The following is a 16,677-nucleotide window of genomic DNA, read 5'->3' on the forward strand; positions in this document are numbered from 1 at the left end:
ACATTCCTTTCGACGCCCCACCTCAGTGCCACCGGCGTGATCTCGTGGCAGCCCTTCAGGCGGACGATCAGCCGGGCCTGATAATGGTCCTGTAGATCGGCGCCGACATCAGGAGAATCGGCAATGACGGGAATGCCGAGCTTGCGCAGCAGCTCGGCCGGACCGACGCCGGAAAGCTGAAGGGATCTGCGGCGACTGCAGCGCGCCATCTGACAGGATGACCTCACGATCAGCCGTCGCTTTGTGGACTTGTCCCTTGCTGATCCACTCGACGCCGGTGGCGACGCGACCGTCGAAAGCCACCTTGCTGGCTTGCGCGTGGGTGACAATGGTGGGCGCACCAGGGCTCGAACCTGGGACCCGCTGATTAAGAGTCAGCGACCGGTAGAGAACAATCAATGACTTACTGGTCGCACCACTGGGCTTATCTGGCCGAAACTGGGCATTCGTCGCACGATCATTGTCGCTGCACTGCCTGATATCTGAACACGCACTACTCCGACTTTGCTGGGCCAACTGGGACTACAAGGCCATGGATCGATAGGGTCGAGTAGAGGCGTCGATCGCTCGACGCCCCCCTCACAGATCCGGACGTGCAGCTTTCCCGCATCCGGCTCCTCTGACGAGTAACTTGATTTCGCCATTTGGTGACGCCAGTCGCGTACATGCCCGATCGGTATCGGGAAGACCTTCAGGATCGCGTTGAACCGCTCCCACGACAGCTTCGGCCGTTGGCTTCGCCGTAGCAGGACCCGCCGCCATGCCTTCATTACCTGAAGACGGAAGCGACCGAGGCAGGTGCTATTGCCAGAGATGCCGAAGTAGGCGTAGTGCCCGCTCAGCACCGCAGCCAGCCACCTGTGCTGGTCGCGGAGCCGTTGGTGCATCCGTCGCCTCATCTCCTGACGCAGCTCCTTCAGCTTGCGGATCATCCGCTTCCTTTGGGTCTTCTGGCAGAGGAGAAAGCGTCCGTCTCTGGTCTTGCCGCAGTAATGCGTAAAGCCCAAGAAGTCGAACACCTCCGGCCGTGCCCTGCCCTTGCGCCGACGGTTTTCTTCAGCAAACCGTCCGAACTCGATCAGCCGCGTCTTGTCCTCATGGAGATGAAGACCGAACTTGGCCAGTCGCTCCGCCAAGGCCGCCGTCATCGTCTCCGCATCCTGCCGTCGCTGGAACAGGAGCAAGTAGTCGTCGGCATACCGGACCAGCCGTACCTGACCGGTCGCATGCCTCCGCTTCCACTGCTCCACCCAGAGATCGAGCACATAATGCAGGAAGATGTTGGCGAGCAGCGGGCTGATGCCCGCGCCCTGGGGCGTTCCTTCCACCGTATCGGCGTACACGCCACCCTCCAGGATGCCGGCGCGGAGCCATTGGCCAATCAGCCGCAGCACTCTCCGGTCGGCAATCCTGTGCGCCAGCATCCGCAGCAGCCAGTCGTGGTCAACGCTGTCAAAGTATCTACGGATGTCGGCATCGAGAACCCAGTTCACTGGCTCCGTTGTGATGGCTTCGCGCACCACCCGCAGCGCCTGATGAGCACTGCGCCTGGGTCGGAAGCCAAAGGAGCAATCGAGGAAGTCGGCTTCATAGATGGCGCTCAGGACCTCCGCCACCGCGCCCTGGACGATTTTATCTTCCAGCGCGAGGATGCCGAGAGGCCGCTGACCGCCGTCAGCCTTTGGGATGTACGTCCGGCGAACCGGCAACGGCCGATAACGGCCGCCATGGACCCTGTCGGCTAGATCGCGAAGATTACCTTCGAGGTCTTGCCCGTAGGATTCCACTGTCACCCCGTCTACCCCGGGCGCCGCCTGCCGCCGCAGCCGTCGATACGCCCTCTCGAGCGCAGCGACGTCAACGTGGTGCAGCAGCGCCGTGAACCTGGTCTGGCGCGACCGTTTGGCCGCCTCATTCACCCTGGTGAGATTGGCTGACAGGATGACCCGGCCCTGTGTCCGGTCCCGTGCCTGCTCACCGGAGTTTCCCATCAGTCGGGGCCTTCCCTCCGGTCGACTCGTTGCCTTCGCCGCCATCAACAGTACTACGCCCCGATCCGCCACCCTGCCGTGCCTGAGGAACAGCCTCTGCTTTTCGCTCGGCCAATTCCCCCTCCAGTGACGAGCCGGAGCACACGACAGGGTTTCCCAGGTTCCCATGATTTCTGTGCGCGCGTGATGTGGTCTCCGACCCCGGCGGCCCAGAACCTGCTCGCCTTTAGCGCAGATCCCGGTGTTGCCTTCGACTTTTGAAGCAGCCTCGGCGACCGCGACGATCCCATTACGTGGCCCAATACACACCCTGCACGCTTGCTGTCTACGCTTAGTCCTGCCGTTACCGGTTCGGACCCAAGACTCGCTACGAGGCGTCTGGCTAAGACCTACCTCGGCAGAACTTTCATCCGCTAGACATCATGAGCTTCTCCTGACGCACTTCAAATCGGGGAGGCGCAACCACCGACACCGACATTCCGTTCGGGTGGCGATCTGACCGAGGGCAAACAACCGTGAACAAGTTCCCTGCGTCCCGAACTCAATAAGAATCTTCTGAGTTATTGATATTTCTTGGTGTAGCAGTCGCTCCCATCCCCCTTTGTTCACGGTCGCTTCACCCAATTCGTTGCGATTTCGTTGCGGTTGTTCTCTGGAGAACAGCGCTCAATGGGACCATGGTTACACGTCGAGATCGAGCCACACGGCCGCATGCTCGGACCCAGCATCTCCGGGCGGCGGAGTGTCAATCGGCGTTGGACTGGGACCCCCGATCGGCACCCAAAGGGCGCCTATTCACAATAGATCAAGCTGAGGTGTTTTTCGGCCGTGTTACACCGACACAGAATAGGCTCCTTGCCTCGCGAAGACTGGCAGGAGTGCGCTTGTCGCGCGCTCGGGATGTCGCTTGCGTTGACACCATACATGATAACCAGATCGAACTCCCTACCCTTCGCGCTGTGGAGCGTTCTGAGGCTGACGCGCCCCGCCCCCTCGATGCGGCCGGGGGAATGAGCGAGCGGCGGATCGAGGTTTTGCGCCGGATCTGTGTTGGCGGCCATCGTCGCGCAGACGTCCCATTCTGGTTCGGAGTTACGGACGATAGCTCTCTATGGCGTGATGAGGTCGTGGGAAACGCGCTGTGACCAAGCACGAGTGGTCTCGGCGCTGCCAATCGAGGCGTTCAGAAATGCCATAAGCGTGGCGGACAAATCGCGTTCCTCGCGCTCGCTGGCATAGCGTCCGAAGTTTCACCAAACTCAAAGGCGGATGGTCCGACGTTGCGATCGCGCCGCGGTTCGCATCGAACAAAACTGAGGCAAGCGAGCAACTATTGCGGAATTCGATGAGATACGTCCGTATCGTACAGAGCTCTCGCTTTCCCGCGCCTTGTCGATACTGTTAACTGCGCGGGCGTGCGGCGGAAACAGTGTTGTAGCGACTAATCTGAAATCTGCATCGCAGTGCGATAGCGACTTCGTGTGGTGGCGTTACTACTGTTGCTAACGACGCTCCTCCTTTGACTTGGCCGCCGGACCACCGGCGGCCTTTTTGTTGCACCAGCTCATCTGCTGTCGGCCGATATTCGCATCAGCAGTAGCAATGTTCGCCGCAGGCCATCGGCGTCTTCCAAGCCAAGACTTAGGACAGGAAAGAGCGAGCCAAGTGCACCCAAAGACTTGCTGCCGGTGCGATGAGCGCATCATTGAAGTTATAGGCCGCGTTGTGAAGCGGCGCACTGTCGCCATTGCCGGCGAAAACGAAGCTGCCTGGGCGTGCCATGAGATAGTGAGCGAAGTCTTCGCTTGCCATGCGTGCGCTGAAGTCGCTTGCGACGCATTCCTTGCCGAATTTAGCAAGAGCGATATCGTGAACTAAAGCTGTTTCAGTTGGATGATTGACCACAGCCGGAAAGCCGCGGGTATATTCGATCTCGGCCTTCGCACCGTAGCTTTCGGCCTGCGACGACACCAGCTCACGTATGCGCTCCTCCAACCGTTCGCGAACTTTTGGATTGAAGCTGCGAATGGTGAGCTTGAGTTCAACCGCGTCGGGTATGACATTGGATGCCTCGCCCCCTTGTATGGATCCAACGCTCACGACAGCCGCTTCCCTAGGATCAATATTCCTGGAAACGATACTTTGTAACGCGAGCACGACGCTGGAAGCAGCAACGATCGGATCGATGACTTCGTGCGGAGAGGCGCCATGTCCACCTCGACCGATTATCCGCACGATGGCCCGGTCAATGGCGGCCATGGCGGGCCCGGCCACGAAGCCGAAATGTCCCAGTGTTTCTCCGGGCCAATTATGAAGCCCGAAGATTGCGTCTACCGGAAAACGATCGAACAATCCTTCGGAGAGAAGTTTGTGAGCACCAGCTCCGATCTCTTCTGCAGGCTGAAAGATCAGCGTCAAAACACCAGAGAACTCGAGACGAGAGAGCGCTTTCGCCGCAGCAAGTAGAATGACCGTATGTCCGTCGTGACCGCATGCATGCATTACACCTGCATTTTGACTTGCGTAGTCCAAGCCGGTTCGCTCACTAATCGGTAGCGCGTCGATGTCCGCTCGCAATGCCAGCTTTCTCTCACCTCCGCCCTTGCGCAGGACGCCGACGACGCCAGTTTCGGCCATTCCCCTCGTGACTTCGTAGCCATAGTCTGCCAGTCGTTGAGCTATGATTGCGCTCGTACGATGCTCGCGAAATGCCAGTTCGGGGTGCCGATGCAGATCACGCCTAATGGCGACGAATTCGTCGAGTGATTCCGCAACTTGGGCGTCGATTCCGATAGCGCTGGTATTCATTGCAAACTTCGATTCGCTTCTGAGACATAGGAATGAAGAACAGGTTGGTGAACTGCTTGTGTCCTGCGTTCAAGCTATTGCCACATATCCTTCGCGACGCGGGTCAGCACCTCCGACAAAGACACCCGTGTCGGGGTTCAGTGAAATTGCCTGCATCCCGCCAACCAACAATGTCCAAGGCGGGGTTTCTTGGATGATATGCCCTCTGCGAGCGAGTTCATTGAATGTCGAAGCGGATATACGGCTCTCGGGGTTCACCATCCGACCGTCAAACAATCGGGCCCGAGGCTCTTCGATAGCCCGTTGGAGGCTACGATTGAAGTCTACGTACTGAACCAGCGCCTGTGGCTGCGTCTGCAGAATCCCGTGACTGCCGGGCGTGCCGAGAGCTAGAACAGGCTTTTCATTCAGGGTGCTTATGGTCGGCGCCGTGGGAAACGCCAATTTATTGCCGGGACGAAGAGGGTTCCCTCCACGTAGATCAGTCTCAGCCCAGTGGAGAAAGTCATTCATACATATACCGGTCTGGCCGATCACTACGCCGCATCCAAAGAGATCTCCCAAGCTCTGAGTTACGCAGACCATATTTCCTTGGACGTCGGCCACAGAGAAAGACGTGGTGTTCTCTTTATTATGATTTGGCGGACGTGGCAGCCACTGCTCGGTGGGCCCTTCGATAATTCCTGGTTTCTTCACAAGCGCCCGAAGGCGCTCGACGTTGTTAGCAGCGAGCAGCTCACGCAATCTGGCAGGATCTGGCTTGTTGTTATGGATGCGTTCGGCAGCCGCAACGCGAATCGCACGCCAGACCGTGTCTAGATGTTCAACACCGTTCGGCTCCATGCCCGCGATGTCGAAGCCCTCTAGGATTCCCATGGTCAAAAGAAGCTGAAATGCCTCGCTTGGAGGAGGAAGGGTGTGAATTGTCAAGTGACGATAGCGCCCGGAAATTGGATCGCTCCACTCAGGCTGCACTTCATCGAGGTCCTCCATGGTGAGGTAGCCTCCGTAAGAGCCAAGATACCTGACGACACGTTCGCCAAGCACACCGCGATAGAAGTGGTCAGGGCCCTTCACGGCGATTGACTCTAGCGTATCGGCCAGATGAGGGAGGCGCAAAACCTGATGCAGGCCGACCTCCCCCCTTCCCTCGGTGAATGTGTCATTCCAATCACCGAAAAACGAACAATCGCGGAGCTTGAGCACTGCTCGGTTGATGTGAAAGACGCTCATCTCGATGAGAGGATAGCCATTACGTGCGAGCCGAATGGCAGGTTTGAACGCCTCCGCGATCGAGACCGTGCCGTACGCCTTGAGCAGTTCACACCAACCTGCAAGATTTCCCGGCACCCCCGGCGCATGAGCGCCTTTTAGGAATTCGTCGCGGTGTTTGTAGACGCCCTCAGGAAACCTCTTCGGGATATGCGTCACAAAATTCAACGTCCTGACGCGCCGCTCCGCGGCCACAAAACAGGTCGCAACACCCTGTCCCGCTAGTCCGGACATTCCCGGTTCGACCACGTTAAGTGCCGCCGCAGTTGCAACGGCCGCATCAAATGCATTTCCACCGCGGGACAGTACTTCCGCGCCGGCTTGCGCGGCCAATGGATGGGCAGCAGCTACCATGCCATTCATGGATGCGATAATCGGTTGTCTTCCGTCCATTTCAATCCTCAAACAACTCTCAGTTGGTAGGCCGGCCAGTTCCGATTAGATTCTGTGAATGTTCCAGGGGAGAGGACTGGTCACGGGAATACGACCGGCAAGATCTGCCCTCAGGGCGGTGGTCGGAAAGTACTGACCGAGTAGAATTGTCGGAGGGGCCTCCCATGTTTGCGTCTGAATGGCATCGAAAACGGACTGACGCGCCTGATCAGTAACTGCTGTCATCCAATCGCCGACCAGCTTCTCGATTTCGGCATTTTCATACCAACCAAAATACCCACCAGCGCCAAGCCCTCGGGTGTAGTCGTTTAGAACAGGATTCATCATGTTCACGGCAGGTGCCCAGCTATGAAAGATGCTCCATCCCCCAGATTCGACCGGAGCCTTGGAAGTACGTCTCTGAACCAGGGTGCCCCAATCCATAACCTGCAGATCAACATTGAGCCCTACCTTCGAGAAGGCGTCCGCCGTAACGTCCGCCAGCGGCCCAATAGATGGAAAATCGCTGGGGCTCATAATTACCACTCGTTCACCCGCGTATCCGGAAGCCTTGACGGCCTCGCGCGCCTTGTTCAGATCCGGGGGAGATCGTAGAAATTGCGCGCCGAGTTCGTTCGAGAACGGCATTCCACATGGGAACATCGAAGCACAAGCACGCCACTTAAGATTGCCGCCCGTGACCGCTTCCATGTACGCGGTCTGATCGATGGCTCCAAGCAGAGCGTGTCGAAGCTTCCCGTTGTTGAACGGGGCCGTAAGCGTATTGAACCTCAGAAATGAAATCAGGCCGTACTGATCCAACTGCTCAACATAAACGTTTCTATTCCTCGCTAGAACCGGATTTAGATCCGGCAAAGTCTGTTCGACCCAGTCGACTTCACCTTTCGCGAGCGCGGCTACCGCCGTAGACGCATCAGGGATAATTTGCCACTCGATACGTTCGAATGCGGCACGCTTCCCGCCCGACAGAAGACTGGCCGGCTCGTCGCGCGGGATATACCCCTCAAAGCGCGCATACGCAGCGCGGTTCCCAACCGACCATTCGTCTCTCAGGAAACGATAGGGTCCGGAACCAACCATCTCCGTAACCTGCTTGTTGGGATCAGTCAGCGCCAACCGTTCGGGCATAATGAAGGGGGTGTACAGGGCCCGCTTTCCTATCCCGTCGAGCAAACGCGGAAATGGTTTCGCAAGCTTTATACGGACGGTGCGGTCATCAGAATGCTCCCATGCATCGACGCATTTTGAGAGCATCTGGCCAAAGGCATCTCGCTTGCTCCATCTGATGAGGCTGGCCACACAATCCCGCGCACGCACGGGTTCGCCGTCGTGAAACTTCAGCCCCGGACGTAGCCGAATTGTCCACGTGAGCTGATCATCTGAAACTTCGTGGCCTTCCGCCATCTGCGGCTTGATCTGCAAGCGCTCATCAAATGCATAGAGCGTATCAAAGATCGTATACCCATGTGTATTGGTGACCGCAGCCGGTGTCCAGATTGGATCGAGATTGGCCAGATCAGCTTGTGGCACCAGGCGCAGCGTGCGCGAATCCGCCGATCGACTAAGCGCCGGCCGCGCCAAGAGCGTCGCGGCAGCACTCGCCACAAATGACCGGCGGCTTATTGAACTCATGGATTTCTTGTCACGACTGTTCATCTTGTTGCTCATTGAAATTGGCCGTCAGACACTTCGGATTGGTGCACGTCTTCCGCTGGGCGCTCGAGGGGAGCATATGCGTCAGCGATGATTCCATAACAACTACAGGCCTTCTGCCGTAGCCCGATGTGGTCATCGATGTGTAGCACCCCCCTCCTCTTTCGGATTAGGCCCTGATCCTCAAAGCGGATGAGCGCTTCTGTTACGCCCGGTCGACGCAGGCCCAAGGCATGTGAAAGATAGTCATGGGTAACGGGGAGAATATGATTATCAAGTGCGTCGCTCGCCAAGCAAAGCCAACATGCCAGGCGCTGTTCGTGACGGTGGCGAACGCCACAAAGTCCGGCTTGAGCGTTGTGCAAATCAAGCGCTCTTGCATATCTCCCGATATATTCTTGGACCTGCGCACATTCGTTCATAACGCGACGCAAATTGTCGAAATGAATGCGGAGTGCGGTTCCTGGAAGAAGCACGATCGACTGACGCGTAGGGAAGTATTCGCCCAAGAGGATCGAAGCTCCTACAGCGCCTCTGTACCCCACAACCGCGGTTTCCAGGATGGTCCCTGCAGCAACGGTTCTCAACGAAACAAGGCCCGACTCTACGAAGTAGACGTGTTCCATTCGCCTCTTCGGCTCTTGCAACACCATGCGCTCTCGTAGATCGACAGGCTCTAGAAACGCACTCAAGGATGCCAGCTCAGATAAACCGAGACCGGCCAATATTCTATTTCGCGCCCTGGTCTTTTTGGAATACGCAAGCATCTAACGGTCTCCGATTGATCGGAAGCATAAGTTGGACAGCCAACGGCGAGCTCCTCTCAAACTAGCAATACCGCCGCTTCTGTCCGTTGGCAGCTCGCATCGCGTGCCTCAAGAACCACACCGCAATCATCAAACCTCGATTACCAGCGCTTTCGTCCACGATAGACTTTAGGCGCCATATTTCTGGATGCAAGTGTAATTTTCTAGTTAGGAAAACCCTTTCTGACGCGAGATTAAGCCGACCGCGGTAGTTGCATCGAACGCGGACAAACACCGGCGCCCACTCGGCACTGCACACTAAGGGTCTTTCCGCCTTAGCTTGATCTGCTCGGCATGCATCACACCCGTGCCCAGGCATTAAGCTCCTCGTGCCGACAAGGTCGCTTAAAGCAGACCGGATAGATGGACCTACGACTAAAGGGACGAGGGCTCGAACCTTCACCATATCCTCCGAGCCATCGCCTCCACGCCGCGTAACTGGCTTTCGGAAACGGGCTGATCATTTAAATGGCAGGCTGCGAGATGGCCCTCCTCCACCGGACGAAGCTCCGGCTCTTCGGACCGGCATCGATCGAAAACAAAGGGGCAGCGCGTGTTGAATCGGCAGCCCTTCGGCGGATTGATTGGGCTTGGTACGTCACCCTTCAAGATGATCCGACTTCGCTTGGCTTTAGGGTCAGGAATTGGAACGGCCGAAAGGAGAGCGACCGTGTATGGATGCCGCGGACGCGCGAAGAGTTCGTGCCGCGGGGCTAGTTCTACAATCTTCCCGAGATACATAACCGCGACCCTGTGAGTCATGTGCTCCACAACCGCGAGGTCATGACTGATAAACAGAAGAGCGAGACCGAGCTCCCTCTGCAGGTCCTGCAAGAGGTTGACGATCTGGGCCTTGACCGAAACATCCAGCGCAGACACTGCTTCATCGCAGACAATCAACTCAGGATCTGCCGCCAGCGCCCTGGCAATGCCGATTCGCTGACGCTGACCACCTGAGAACTCGTGCGGCCAGCGATTTAAGGCGTCCGCTGGCAACCCGACCTTCTTCATCAAGTCATCTAAGCGCGCATTGAGACCCGCGCGGCTCCTGACAAGGCCAAAATTCTTGATAGGCTCCGCGAGAATATTTCGTACGCGCATTCGCGGATTTAGACTGGAAACGGGATCCTGAAATACGACCTGAACCTTGCGGCGCATATTCCGTAAACGTCCCGCGGAGAGATTGTCGATACGTTCACCGCCAAGGCGTACTTCGCCTGCCGTAATTGGGAATAAGCGCAAGACCGCCCGGCCCACCGTAGACTTGCCACAGCCAGACTCTCCGACTAGCGACAGCGTCTCGGCCTTGTCGATATGAAACGATACGCCGTCAACTGCGTGCACATATTCGCGCGAGTGACCGAAAAGGGGCCGTCCGAGACTGTAATGCTTCTTTAGACCATTCACCTCGAGCAAAGGGCTCATGCCGGGACCATCTCCTTACTCGCGTAATGGCAGGCTGCCACATGGCCTGGCGCCTTTTCCTCAAGCCCGGGCGCGATTTTCCGACAGATGTCCGTCGCCTTGTAACAACGCTCGGAGAACAAGCAGCCATCGATTTGTTTCTTGAGATTCGGAACCATCCCCGGAATTTCGGACAAACGGGCAGTCGCTCCACGCAAGGAGGACCCAAGCCTCGGAATGGCTCCAAGCAGACCTTCAGTGTACGGGTGCTTCGGATTCGCGAAAAGTTCAGGGACGGAGGCCTCCTCCATTTTTCGCCCCGCGTACATGACGATCACTCGATCGGCTACTTCAGCAACCACCCCAAGATCATGTGTGATCAACAGGATCGCGGCACCGATATCGGTCTTGAGATCGCGCACCAGGTCAAGAATCTGAGCCTGAATTGTCACATCGAGGGCGGTCGTCGGTTCGTCCGCAATCAATAGTTTAGGGTTGCAAGCCAGTGCGATGGCAATCATCACCCGCTGCCGCATGCCCCCCGACAGCTGGTGGGGATATTCGCCCACGCGTCGGGTCGGCTCGGGAATGCCAACCCTCGAAAGCATGTCCACTGCGCGCTGCTCGGCTTCTTTCTGGCTAAGTCCCTGGTGGAGCCGCAACGTCTCTCCGATCTGGCGGCCAATAGTAAGCACCGGGTTCAAACTATTCATTGGCTCCTGGAAGATCATCGAAATATCGTTGCCGCGGATGCCCCGCATTTCCTTGTCGGAAAGATCAAGGAGGTTTCTGCCCATGAAGCGGATTTTGCCTGCCATCTTTCCCGGCGGCTCTGGAATCAAACGCAGGATGGACATGGCTGTTACCGACTTGCCGCAGCCAGATTCTCCGACGAGAGCAAGCGTCTGGCCAGACTCAATCGAGAAGGTCACACCGTCGACCGATCGATTTATCCCGTCGGGTGTACGGAAGTGCGTCTGTAGATCTTCAACTTCAAGAAGCGCCATTGCCGATCAAACCCTTTTGGCCAAGCGTGGATCAAGCGCATCGCGTAGCCCGTCCCCGAGGAGGTTTACGGCCAGGACTGTGAGAGACAGGAAGAAGGCAGGAAACATCACGATGTATGGCTTGACCTGCCAGAGGGATCGGCCTTCCGCCATGATATTGCCCCAAGATGGAGTGACGGGCGGCACGCCAGCCCCGATAAAGGATAATATCGCCTCGATGATCATCGCACTTGCGCAGATATAAGTTGCCTGGACGGTCATCGGCGCGAGCGTGTTGGGTAGGACGTGCCGGATGATGATCAGCGGCATATTGGTTCCGGCAGTGATCGCCGCCTCGACGAATGGTTGCTCGCGCAATTGAAGCACGACCCCGCGCACCAGACGGGCAACACGCGGCATCTCCGCGATCGTAATCGCGAGCACAACGTTGCCCACACTGCCCCGAGTGAGCGCCATCAATGTTATCGCCAGCAGGATCGGTGGAACGGACATCATACCGTCGATAGCTCGCATGATAATGCCGTCGGTCCATCGTACCATTCCCGAAACCAATCCGACTGCCAACCCCACTACGGAAGCGCAAAACGCAACTGAGAACCCAACAACTAGTGAGATCCGCGCACCGTAGAGAACACGCGAGTAGATATCCCGGCCAAGCATATCGGTACCGAACCAGTTTACCGCCGAAGGCGGTCGGGTCCGCTTCCAAGTCGCAAGCTGCGTAGGATCCATCGTGCCGAGATAAGGCGAAAGAATCGCAATGCAGAACATGAGAAGCAGAAGTAACGCTCCGACAGCAATGGCGGGATGACCCATGAAGAAGCCGATTAGGAGTCGACGGCTCTTTCGCGGCTCCAGGACATCCGGCAACGGATGGACGACTGCCAGCTTGCTTGGGTCGATCGGCGAATGCACTTCGATGGTACTCAATAGCGGATCCTCGGGTCGAGCAGAGTGTACGCAAGGTCGATGAGCAGGTTGATCAGCACGTAAACGAAACTAAAAAGCAGAACGACCCCTTGAATGACCGGATAGTCGCGTCGCATTATCGCATCGACAGTCAGGCGACCTAACCCCGGGATCGCAAAAACGCTCTCCGTGACGACTGCACCGCCAATCAGCAAAGCGATGCCAATGCCAACAATCGTGATGATTGGCACCGCGGCGTTCTTCAAGGCGTGAACAAAAAGGATATCCAGTTCTGCGGCTCCCTTCGAGCGAGCCGTCCGGATGTACTCTTGCTGCAGGACCTCAAGCATTGAGGCGCGCGTGATGCGAGCGATTAATGCCATGTAGACGCAGCCGAGCGTGATCGAAGGCAAGACAAGACTCTGAAACCAAGGCCAAACACCGTCCGCCAAGGCCGTGTATCCCTGCACCGGGAACCATTCCAACTGAAGCGCGAAGACATATGCCAACACATATCCGATCACGAAGACGGGCACCGAGAAGCCGAATACGGCAAGGCTCATGAAGCAGTTATCGACCCAGGTTCCTGCCTTCGATGCGGCGAATACGCCGGCCGGAACGGCGATTGCGACGGCGAAGGCAACGGTCAGAACCATCAGCGAAATGGTCGGTCCGAGGCGCTGACCGATCAGTTCGCTCACGGGCGATCCCGTAAAGATCGATCTACCGAGGTCTCCCTGAAGAATGCGCCAGAACCATTCACCGAACCGAATGAAGAACGGTCGATCTAGGCCGAGGCTCTGTCGAATGCGCGCGATGTCGGCGGGCGTCGCTTGATCGCCAGCGATGACGGCGGCCGGATCCCCTGGCGCAAGGTAGAGGAGACTGAAGACGAACAACGCAACAACCGCCATGACAATGACAGTGGCGATAATGCGCCTGGCAGCAAGTGCAAGCATTCCAGCAACCTCAGTCAAATGCGCCACTTAAAGACGCTCTATGTTGAGCTCGGATCGTGAGAGCAGTTGGCCTGAGCCCACGGCCCAAATGTTTGAAGCTAGATTGTGACGTCTCAACTTTGATTATGCGGGTTGCCATCACCATAGATGACGATTCTTCCATTGCAAGAATATTTTTCTGACTAGAAAATTGCTGACAGGATGATTTTATAGGCGACGTCGTGAGCGTGAACCGCCCATCGTCACCGCGAAGCTGGGATGAACCCGAGCCATCTGTTCGGTTGAGGAGCGTTCATGGCTCGGAGTGAAGAGCGGAGCGTTGGAACTGAGCGGTTCCCGGCGGCCAGTCCTTTTCGAGGTGACGATTAGCCACGATTCGCTTGAGAACAAGATCGACAACACGTCTGTCATCGAGGGCCCCATCAACGCGTATCGACAGCCATCTCGCGCCAGTGACCGCGCACACGTCGCGACGTTACTTGCCTGCGAATTGGCATCGCACCGCAAAATCTTTAACCGCGCGACCGTAACGGCCGATTGCCTCTTGCCGACGCCCCTTCTACCAGGCGCCAAACGGCGCACTTTGACGTGGCCCTCGCTACCACGTTGTGCTTGTGAGCAGGAGCAACATTGTTCAGAACAGAACGACCGTAGTCGAAGAGGATGCGCCTGTTGTTGCGGCCCCGGCTAACGCAAACCGGAAGCACCGGCTCGTTAGTGGTGGCGCCAACGCGCCACACTAATAGATCGCCCTCTAGTTAATCCTTCTGTCATCGGATTTGCGGGTCTCCGCAAAGCGGTATGCGAAGCGTTCACCGCTAGGTTTCTATCGCCACTTTCAATCGAGCCTTATCGAGGCGGACCTTCAGTGATTGGAGTTGACCCGTGAGTTCCGCAATTTGAGTTTCATCGAAGTCGATAAAAATGAACTCGTTCAGCCTCTCCCGTTGCGACGCCAAGCTCGCGATCCGCTTATACGCTCGATCCGTCAATGACATCCGCACAAATCTAGCGTCCTTCTCAGAGATATCTCTGCGCACCAAGCCATGCTTCTCGAGAATCTTTGTTTGGGTTGTCACGAATGACGGATCAACGTGAAGCATATTTGATACAGACTTTACCGAGACCCCTTCGCCTTTGTCCATGTTGATCAATGCCATCAGGATGAGCCATTGGGGACTACTGACTCCGCAGGCTTTGGCCCAGATATGCCGAATCTTCTCTAGATGGAACTCTATCGAGATGACCTCCCAAGTGAACTGTTCAAAAATCGCCTGATCTTTTGGCACGCGCATAGTATTGATCGACTTACGGCGATGAACATTCGATGGGACGGACGATAAGCGGGATTGATCCAACTCCATATCGTGAGGCGTGTCGCTGTAGACTGTCACTCGTTTTCCTCATCCTATGCTGATCGGTTACCGCAAGATAACTCACACCGAACTTGCGATTCCATTTGCCGCCGTCGTCAATGAACCCTCGTTTCGTTCGGCGACGCTGTCCACAATAAGAAAAGCCTCCGGCGGGCATGCCGGAGGCCTCCTTGGAGGTTATAAATGATGTTCTGAGCTCTCTCCTTTGCTTACCATGATGTTGGTTGAAGTCGCCGGCGGGTTCACCAGTTGCGCTGGGCTCGCAGCATCAGAGTGACGGTGTTCTGATCCTTCAGCTCATAGGTGGCACCGGGTTTGGCGATGCTCGCCTGTGCCGGCAGGATGACCGTGCTACCGCCCGCGTATTTCTGATCGAGCATCACGTAGGCAAGGTCCGCTGAGAACGTCAGATTCTTGACCGGGCTCCACCTCGTGATCAAACCAACCACGCCATAGTTGAAGTCTGGATTGCAGCCAGTGGCGCCGGATGAGAGCGCCAACGCTGTCACAAAGGCACCGCAGACGTAGCCTTTGGCCGTGCTGTTGTACCGGACGGCGCCCCACGCTCCGTAGACACCCGTATTCCACTGGGGATCCCAGTTGTGAGTATAGCCGCCACGGAAGCCGTAAGTCGTCGTCAGTTGCTGCCCCGATCCTGCAACGAAGACCGAGTCAGACAACCCACCAATACCGAGGCTCTGGTACGCACCAGCGACACCTGTGCCGCCGTACATCGCGTAAGTGGTGCTCATCAGGTCGTTGAAGTTGTAGCGGCTGGCACCGTTCGTATAGACGCCTTGGACGTTGACGGTATCGCCCGCTCCGGTCGGGATGTTTTTGATCGACAGGGCCAACTGGCCGGCCCAGCCCCACTTGTCCGCCGGATGGCCGGTATCCTCGGTGGCGCCGTAGTAGCCAGCATGATTATCATGAGCAGCAAACGACGCCTGGAAGAGACCCCAAGCCTGATCAACGCGGACCATCGCGACCAGGTCGGGGGACCGCGAACCGCCGATGTCGCTCGCTCCATACGAACCGGTAGCAAGACCAGCGGCGGTCGCGCCGCTCACGTTCCACACATTCGTCGTACCGTACGCCACCTGATCCTGCGCCGAAAACGCGGCCGTCACGCCTTGGCCAAAGTCAGCGGTGTAGGTGAATTGATTCACTCCGGTGACGAAGCCACCACCACCGGGCAAGCCGTCAAAGTTATTTGCGGGATAGTTAGTCCAAGGCGCGGAGAACTGGGAGATGGCTTTGCCCATGGTGAAGCCGGCAAACTGAATGAAGGCCAGGTAGACACCAAGCGAACCACCAGCTACCGCGCCTGAGCCGTTCGTTCCCGCCGGCGCCCCGCTGTAGGCCGTTGCGCCATTCGTGGCGGTGGTACCCGCACCGGCGTAGCCGCCGGACGTCCAAGAGTACACCACGTCCGCATACGTACGCAGCACACCGTACTCGGTCGCAGTGCGAGTGTCGACGTTCAAGTCCGCACGAGAGCGTGTCGTATAGTAGTTGCCAAGGCGGTTACGCGCTCCAACAACTCCATTGTTACCCGCGTCGTAGTCGCTGTTCGAATTCAAGATCAGATCAGCGCGTACATAACCGCCAAGCTTGATGCAGGTGTCGGTACCTGGAATGTAGTAAAAGCCGGCACCATATAGAGAGCAGATCTTCACATATTCGACGGCCTTTGCCTTCAAAGGAAGATCCGCTGCATGCGCCGAGCTTCCAGCGACCAAGGCTGCTGCAGTAGCTAAGAACACACGCTTTGAATAATTCATTGAACTCTCTCCGTTTGCTTGCAGGATCAATCCGCATATCGTTGCGAGATGAAGCTGGTCCCCAGAAGCCCACTCAATCGATCAACCCACGAACTATGCAGTCGCGCTTTGAGAGAAAGTAAGTATGACGATTGGGTCTTCCGTCCTCACGAAGGCAACTTCGCAGGTTCAGTGGAATTTGCTCGCGTCAACTTGGTACGATCCGTACGAAGTAGCGATCGGCGTGATGGCCTGTGTCTTCGGCGCGGCAAAACCGTTCGTTTCGTACAAAGTAAAGGCCTCATATCTCACGCCGACCATCGTCCCCCACTCCGA

12 protein-coding genes and 1 pseudogene are annotated in these 16,677 nt (G+C 57.1%); all 13 read right to left on the reverse strand.

The genetic code is table 11. The features are described from left to right. Positions 1-53: 53 nt before the first annotated feature. Positions 54-333, reverse strand: a pseudogene (locus tag TSA1_RS41120) (GMC family oxidoreductase N-terminal domain-containing protein); the annotation flags it as partial. A 62-nt stretch (positions 334-395) separates the two neighbouring features. Beyond that, the gene (gene ltrA, locus TSA1_RS08905) at positions 396-1,991 is read right to left on the reverse strand and encodes a group II intron reverse transcriptase/maturase (RefSeq protein ID WP_245448166.1); all 1,596 of its coding nucleotides are present in this window, start codon (positions 1,989-1,991) and stop codon (positions 396-398) included. A gap of 791 nt (positions 1,992-2,782) precedes the next feature. After that, positions 2,783-3,052, reverse strand: a complete 270-nt coding sequence (locus tag TSA1_RS08910; RefSeq protein ID WP_100176029.1) for a 3'-5' exonuclease — start codon at positions 3,050-3,052, stop codon at positions 2,783-2,785. Between the two features lie 580 nt (positions 3,053-3,632). Beyond that, complete coding sequence (locus tag TSA1_RS08915; RefSeq protein WP_100176030.1) at positions 3,633-4,799, reverse strand: M20 aminoacylase family protein; 1,167 nt, start codon at positions 4,797-4,799, stop codon at positions 3,633-3,635. 69 nt (positions 4,800-4,868) lie between these two features. Continuing rightward, the gene (locus tag TSA1_RS08920) at positions 4,869-6,464 is read right to left on the reverse strand and encodes a gamma-glutamyltransferase family protein (RefSeq protein ID WP_100176031.1); all 1,596 of its coding nucleotides are present in this window, start codon (positions 6,462-6,464) and stop codon (positions 4,869-4,871) included. A 45-nt stretch (positions 6,465-6,509) separates the two neighbouring features. Then, a complete protein-coding gene (locus tag TSA1_RS08925; protein ID WP_210421888.1) occupies positions 6,510-8,132 on the reverse strand; it encodes an ABC transporter substrate-binding protein in 1,623 nt (540 codons plus the stop codon). Further along, the gene (locus TSA1_RS41035; protein WP_100176032.1) at positions 8,129-8,884 is read right to left on the reverse strand and encodes a helix-turn-helix domain-containing protein; all 756 of its coding nucleotides are present in this window, start codon (positions 8,882-8,884) and stop codon (positions 8,129-8,131) included. The genes TSA1_RS08925 and TSA1_RS41035 overlap by 4 nt, the downstream gene beginning before the upstream one ends. A 438-nt stretch (positions 8,885-9,322) precedes the next feature. Further along, positions 9,323-10,348 carry an ABC transporter ATP-binding protein gene (locus TSA1_RS08935; protein ID WP_100176033.1) on the reverse strand — a complete coding sequence of 342 codons (1,026 nt, stop codon included), beginning with the start codon at positions 10,346-10,348 and terminating at the stop codon, positions 9,323-9,325. Next, entirely contained in the window at positions 10,345-11,334 is a 990-nt protein-coding gene (locus TSA1_RS39600; protein WP_100176034.1) for an ABC transporter ATP-binding protein, read from the reverse strand. The genes TSA1_RS08935 and TSA1_RS39600 overlap by 4 nt, the downstream gene beginning before the upstream one ends. Positions 11,335-11,340: 6 nt before the next feature. After that, entirely contained in the window at positions 11,341-12,264 is a 924-nt protein-coding gene (locus TSA1_RS39605; RefSeq protein ID WP_245448168.1) for an ABC transporter permease, read from the reverse strand. After that, positions 12,261-13,202 (reverse strand): ABC transporter permease, encoded by a 942-nt coding sequence (locus tag TSA1_RS08950; RefSeq protein WP_100176035.1) that lies wholly within the window; start codon positions 13,200-13,202, stop codon positions 12,261-12,263. Before TSA1_RS08950 ends, TSA1_RS39605 begins: the two co-directional genes overlap by 4 nt. Before the next feature lie 818 nt (positions 13,203-14,020). Beyond that, positions 14,021-14,596 (reverse strand): MarR family winged helix-turn-helix transcriptional regulator, encoded by a 576-nt coding sequence (locus TSA1_RS08955; RefSeq protein ID WP_245448170.1) that lies wholly within the window; start codon positions 14,594-14,596, stop codon positions 14,021-14,023. Between the two features lie 224 nt (positions 14,597-14,820). Further along, entirely contained in the window at positions 14,821-16,362 is a 1,542-nt protein-coding gene (locus tag TSA1_RS08960) for a porin (RefSeq protein WP_100176036.1), read from the reverse strand. Positions 16,363-16,677: the final 315 nt, after the last annotated feature.

Source organism: Bradyrhizobium nitroreducens, from assembly GCF_002776695.1.
GTDB classification, from domain to species: domain Bacteria; phylum Pseudomonadota; class Alphaproteobacteria; order Rhizobiales; family Xanthobacteraceae; genus Bradyrhizobium; species Bradyrhizobium nitroreducens.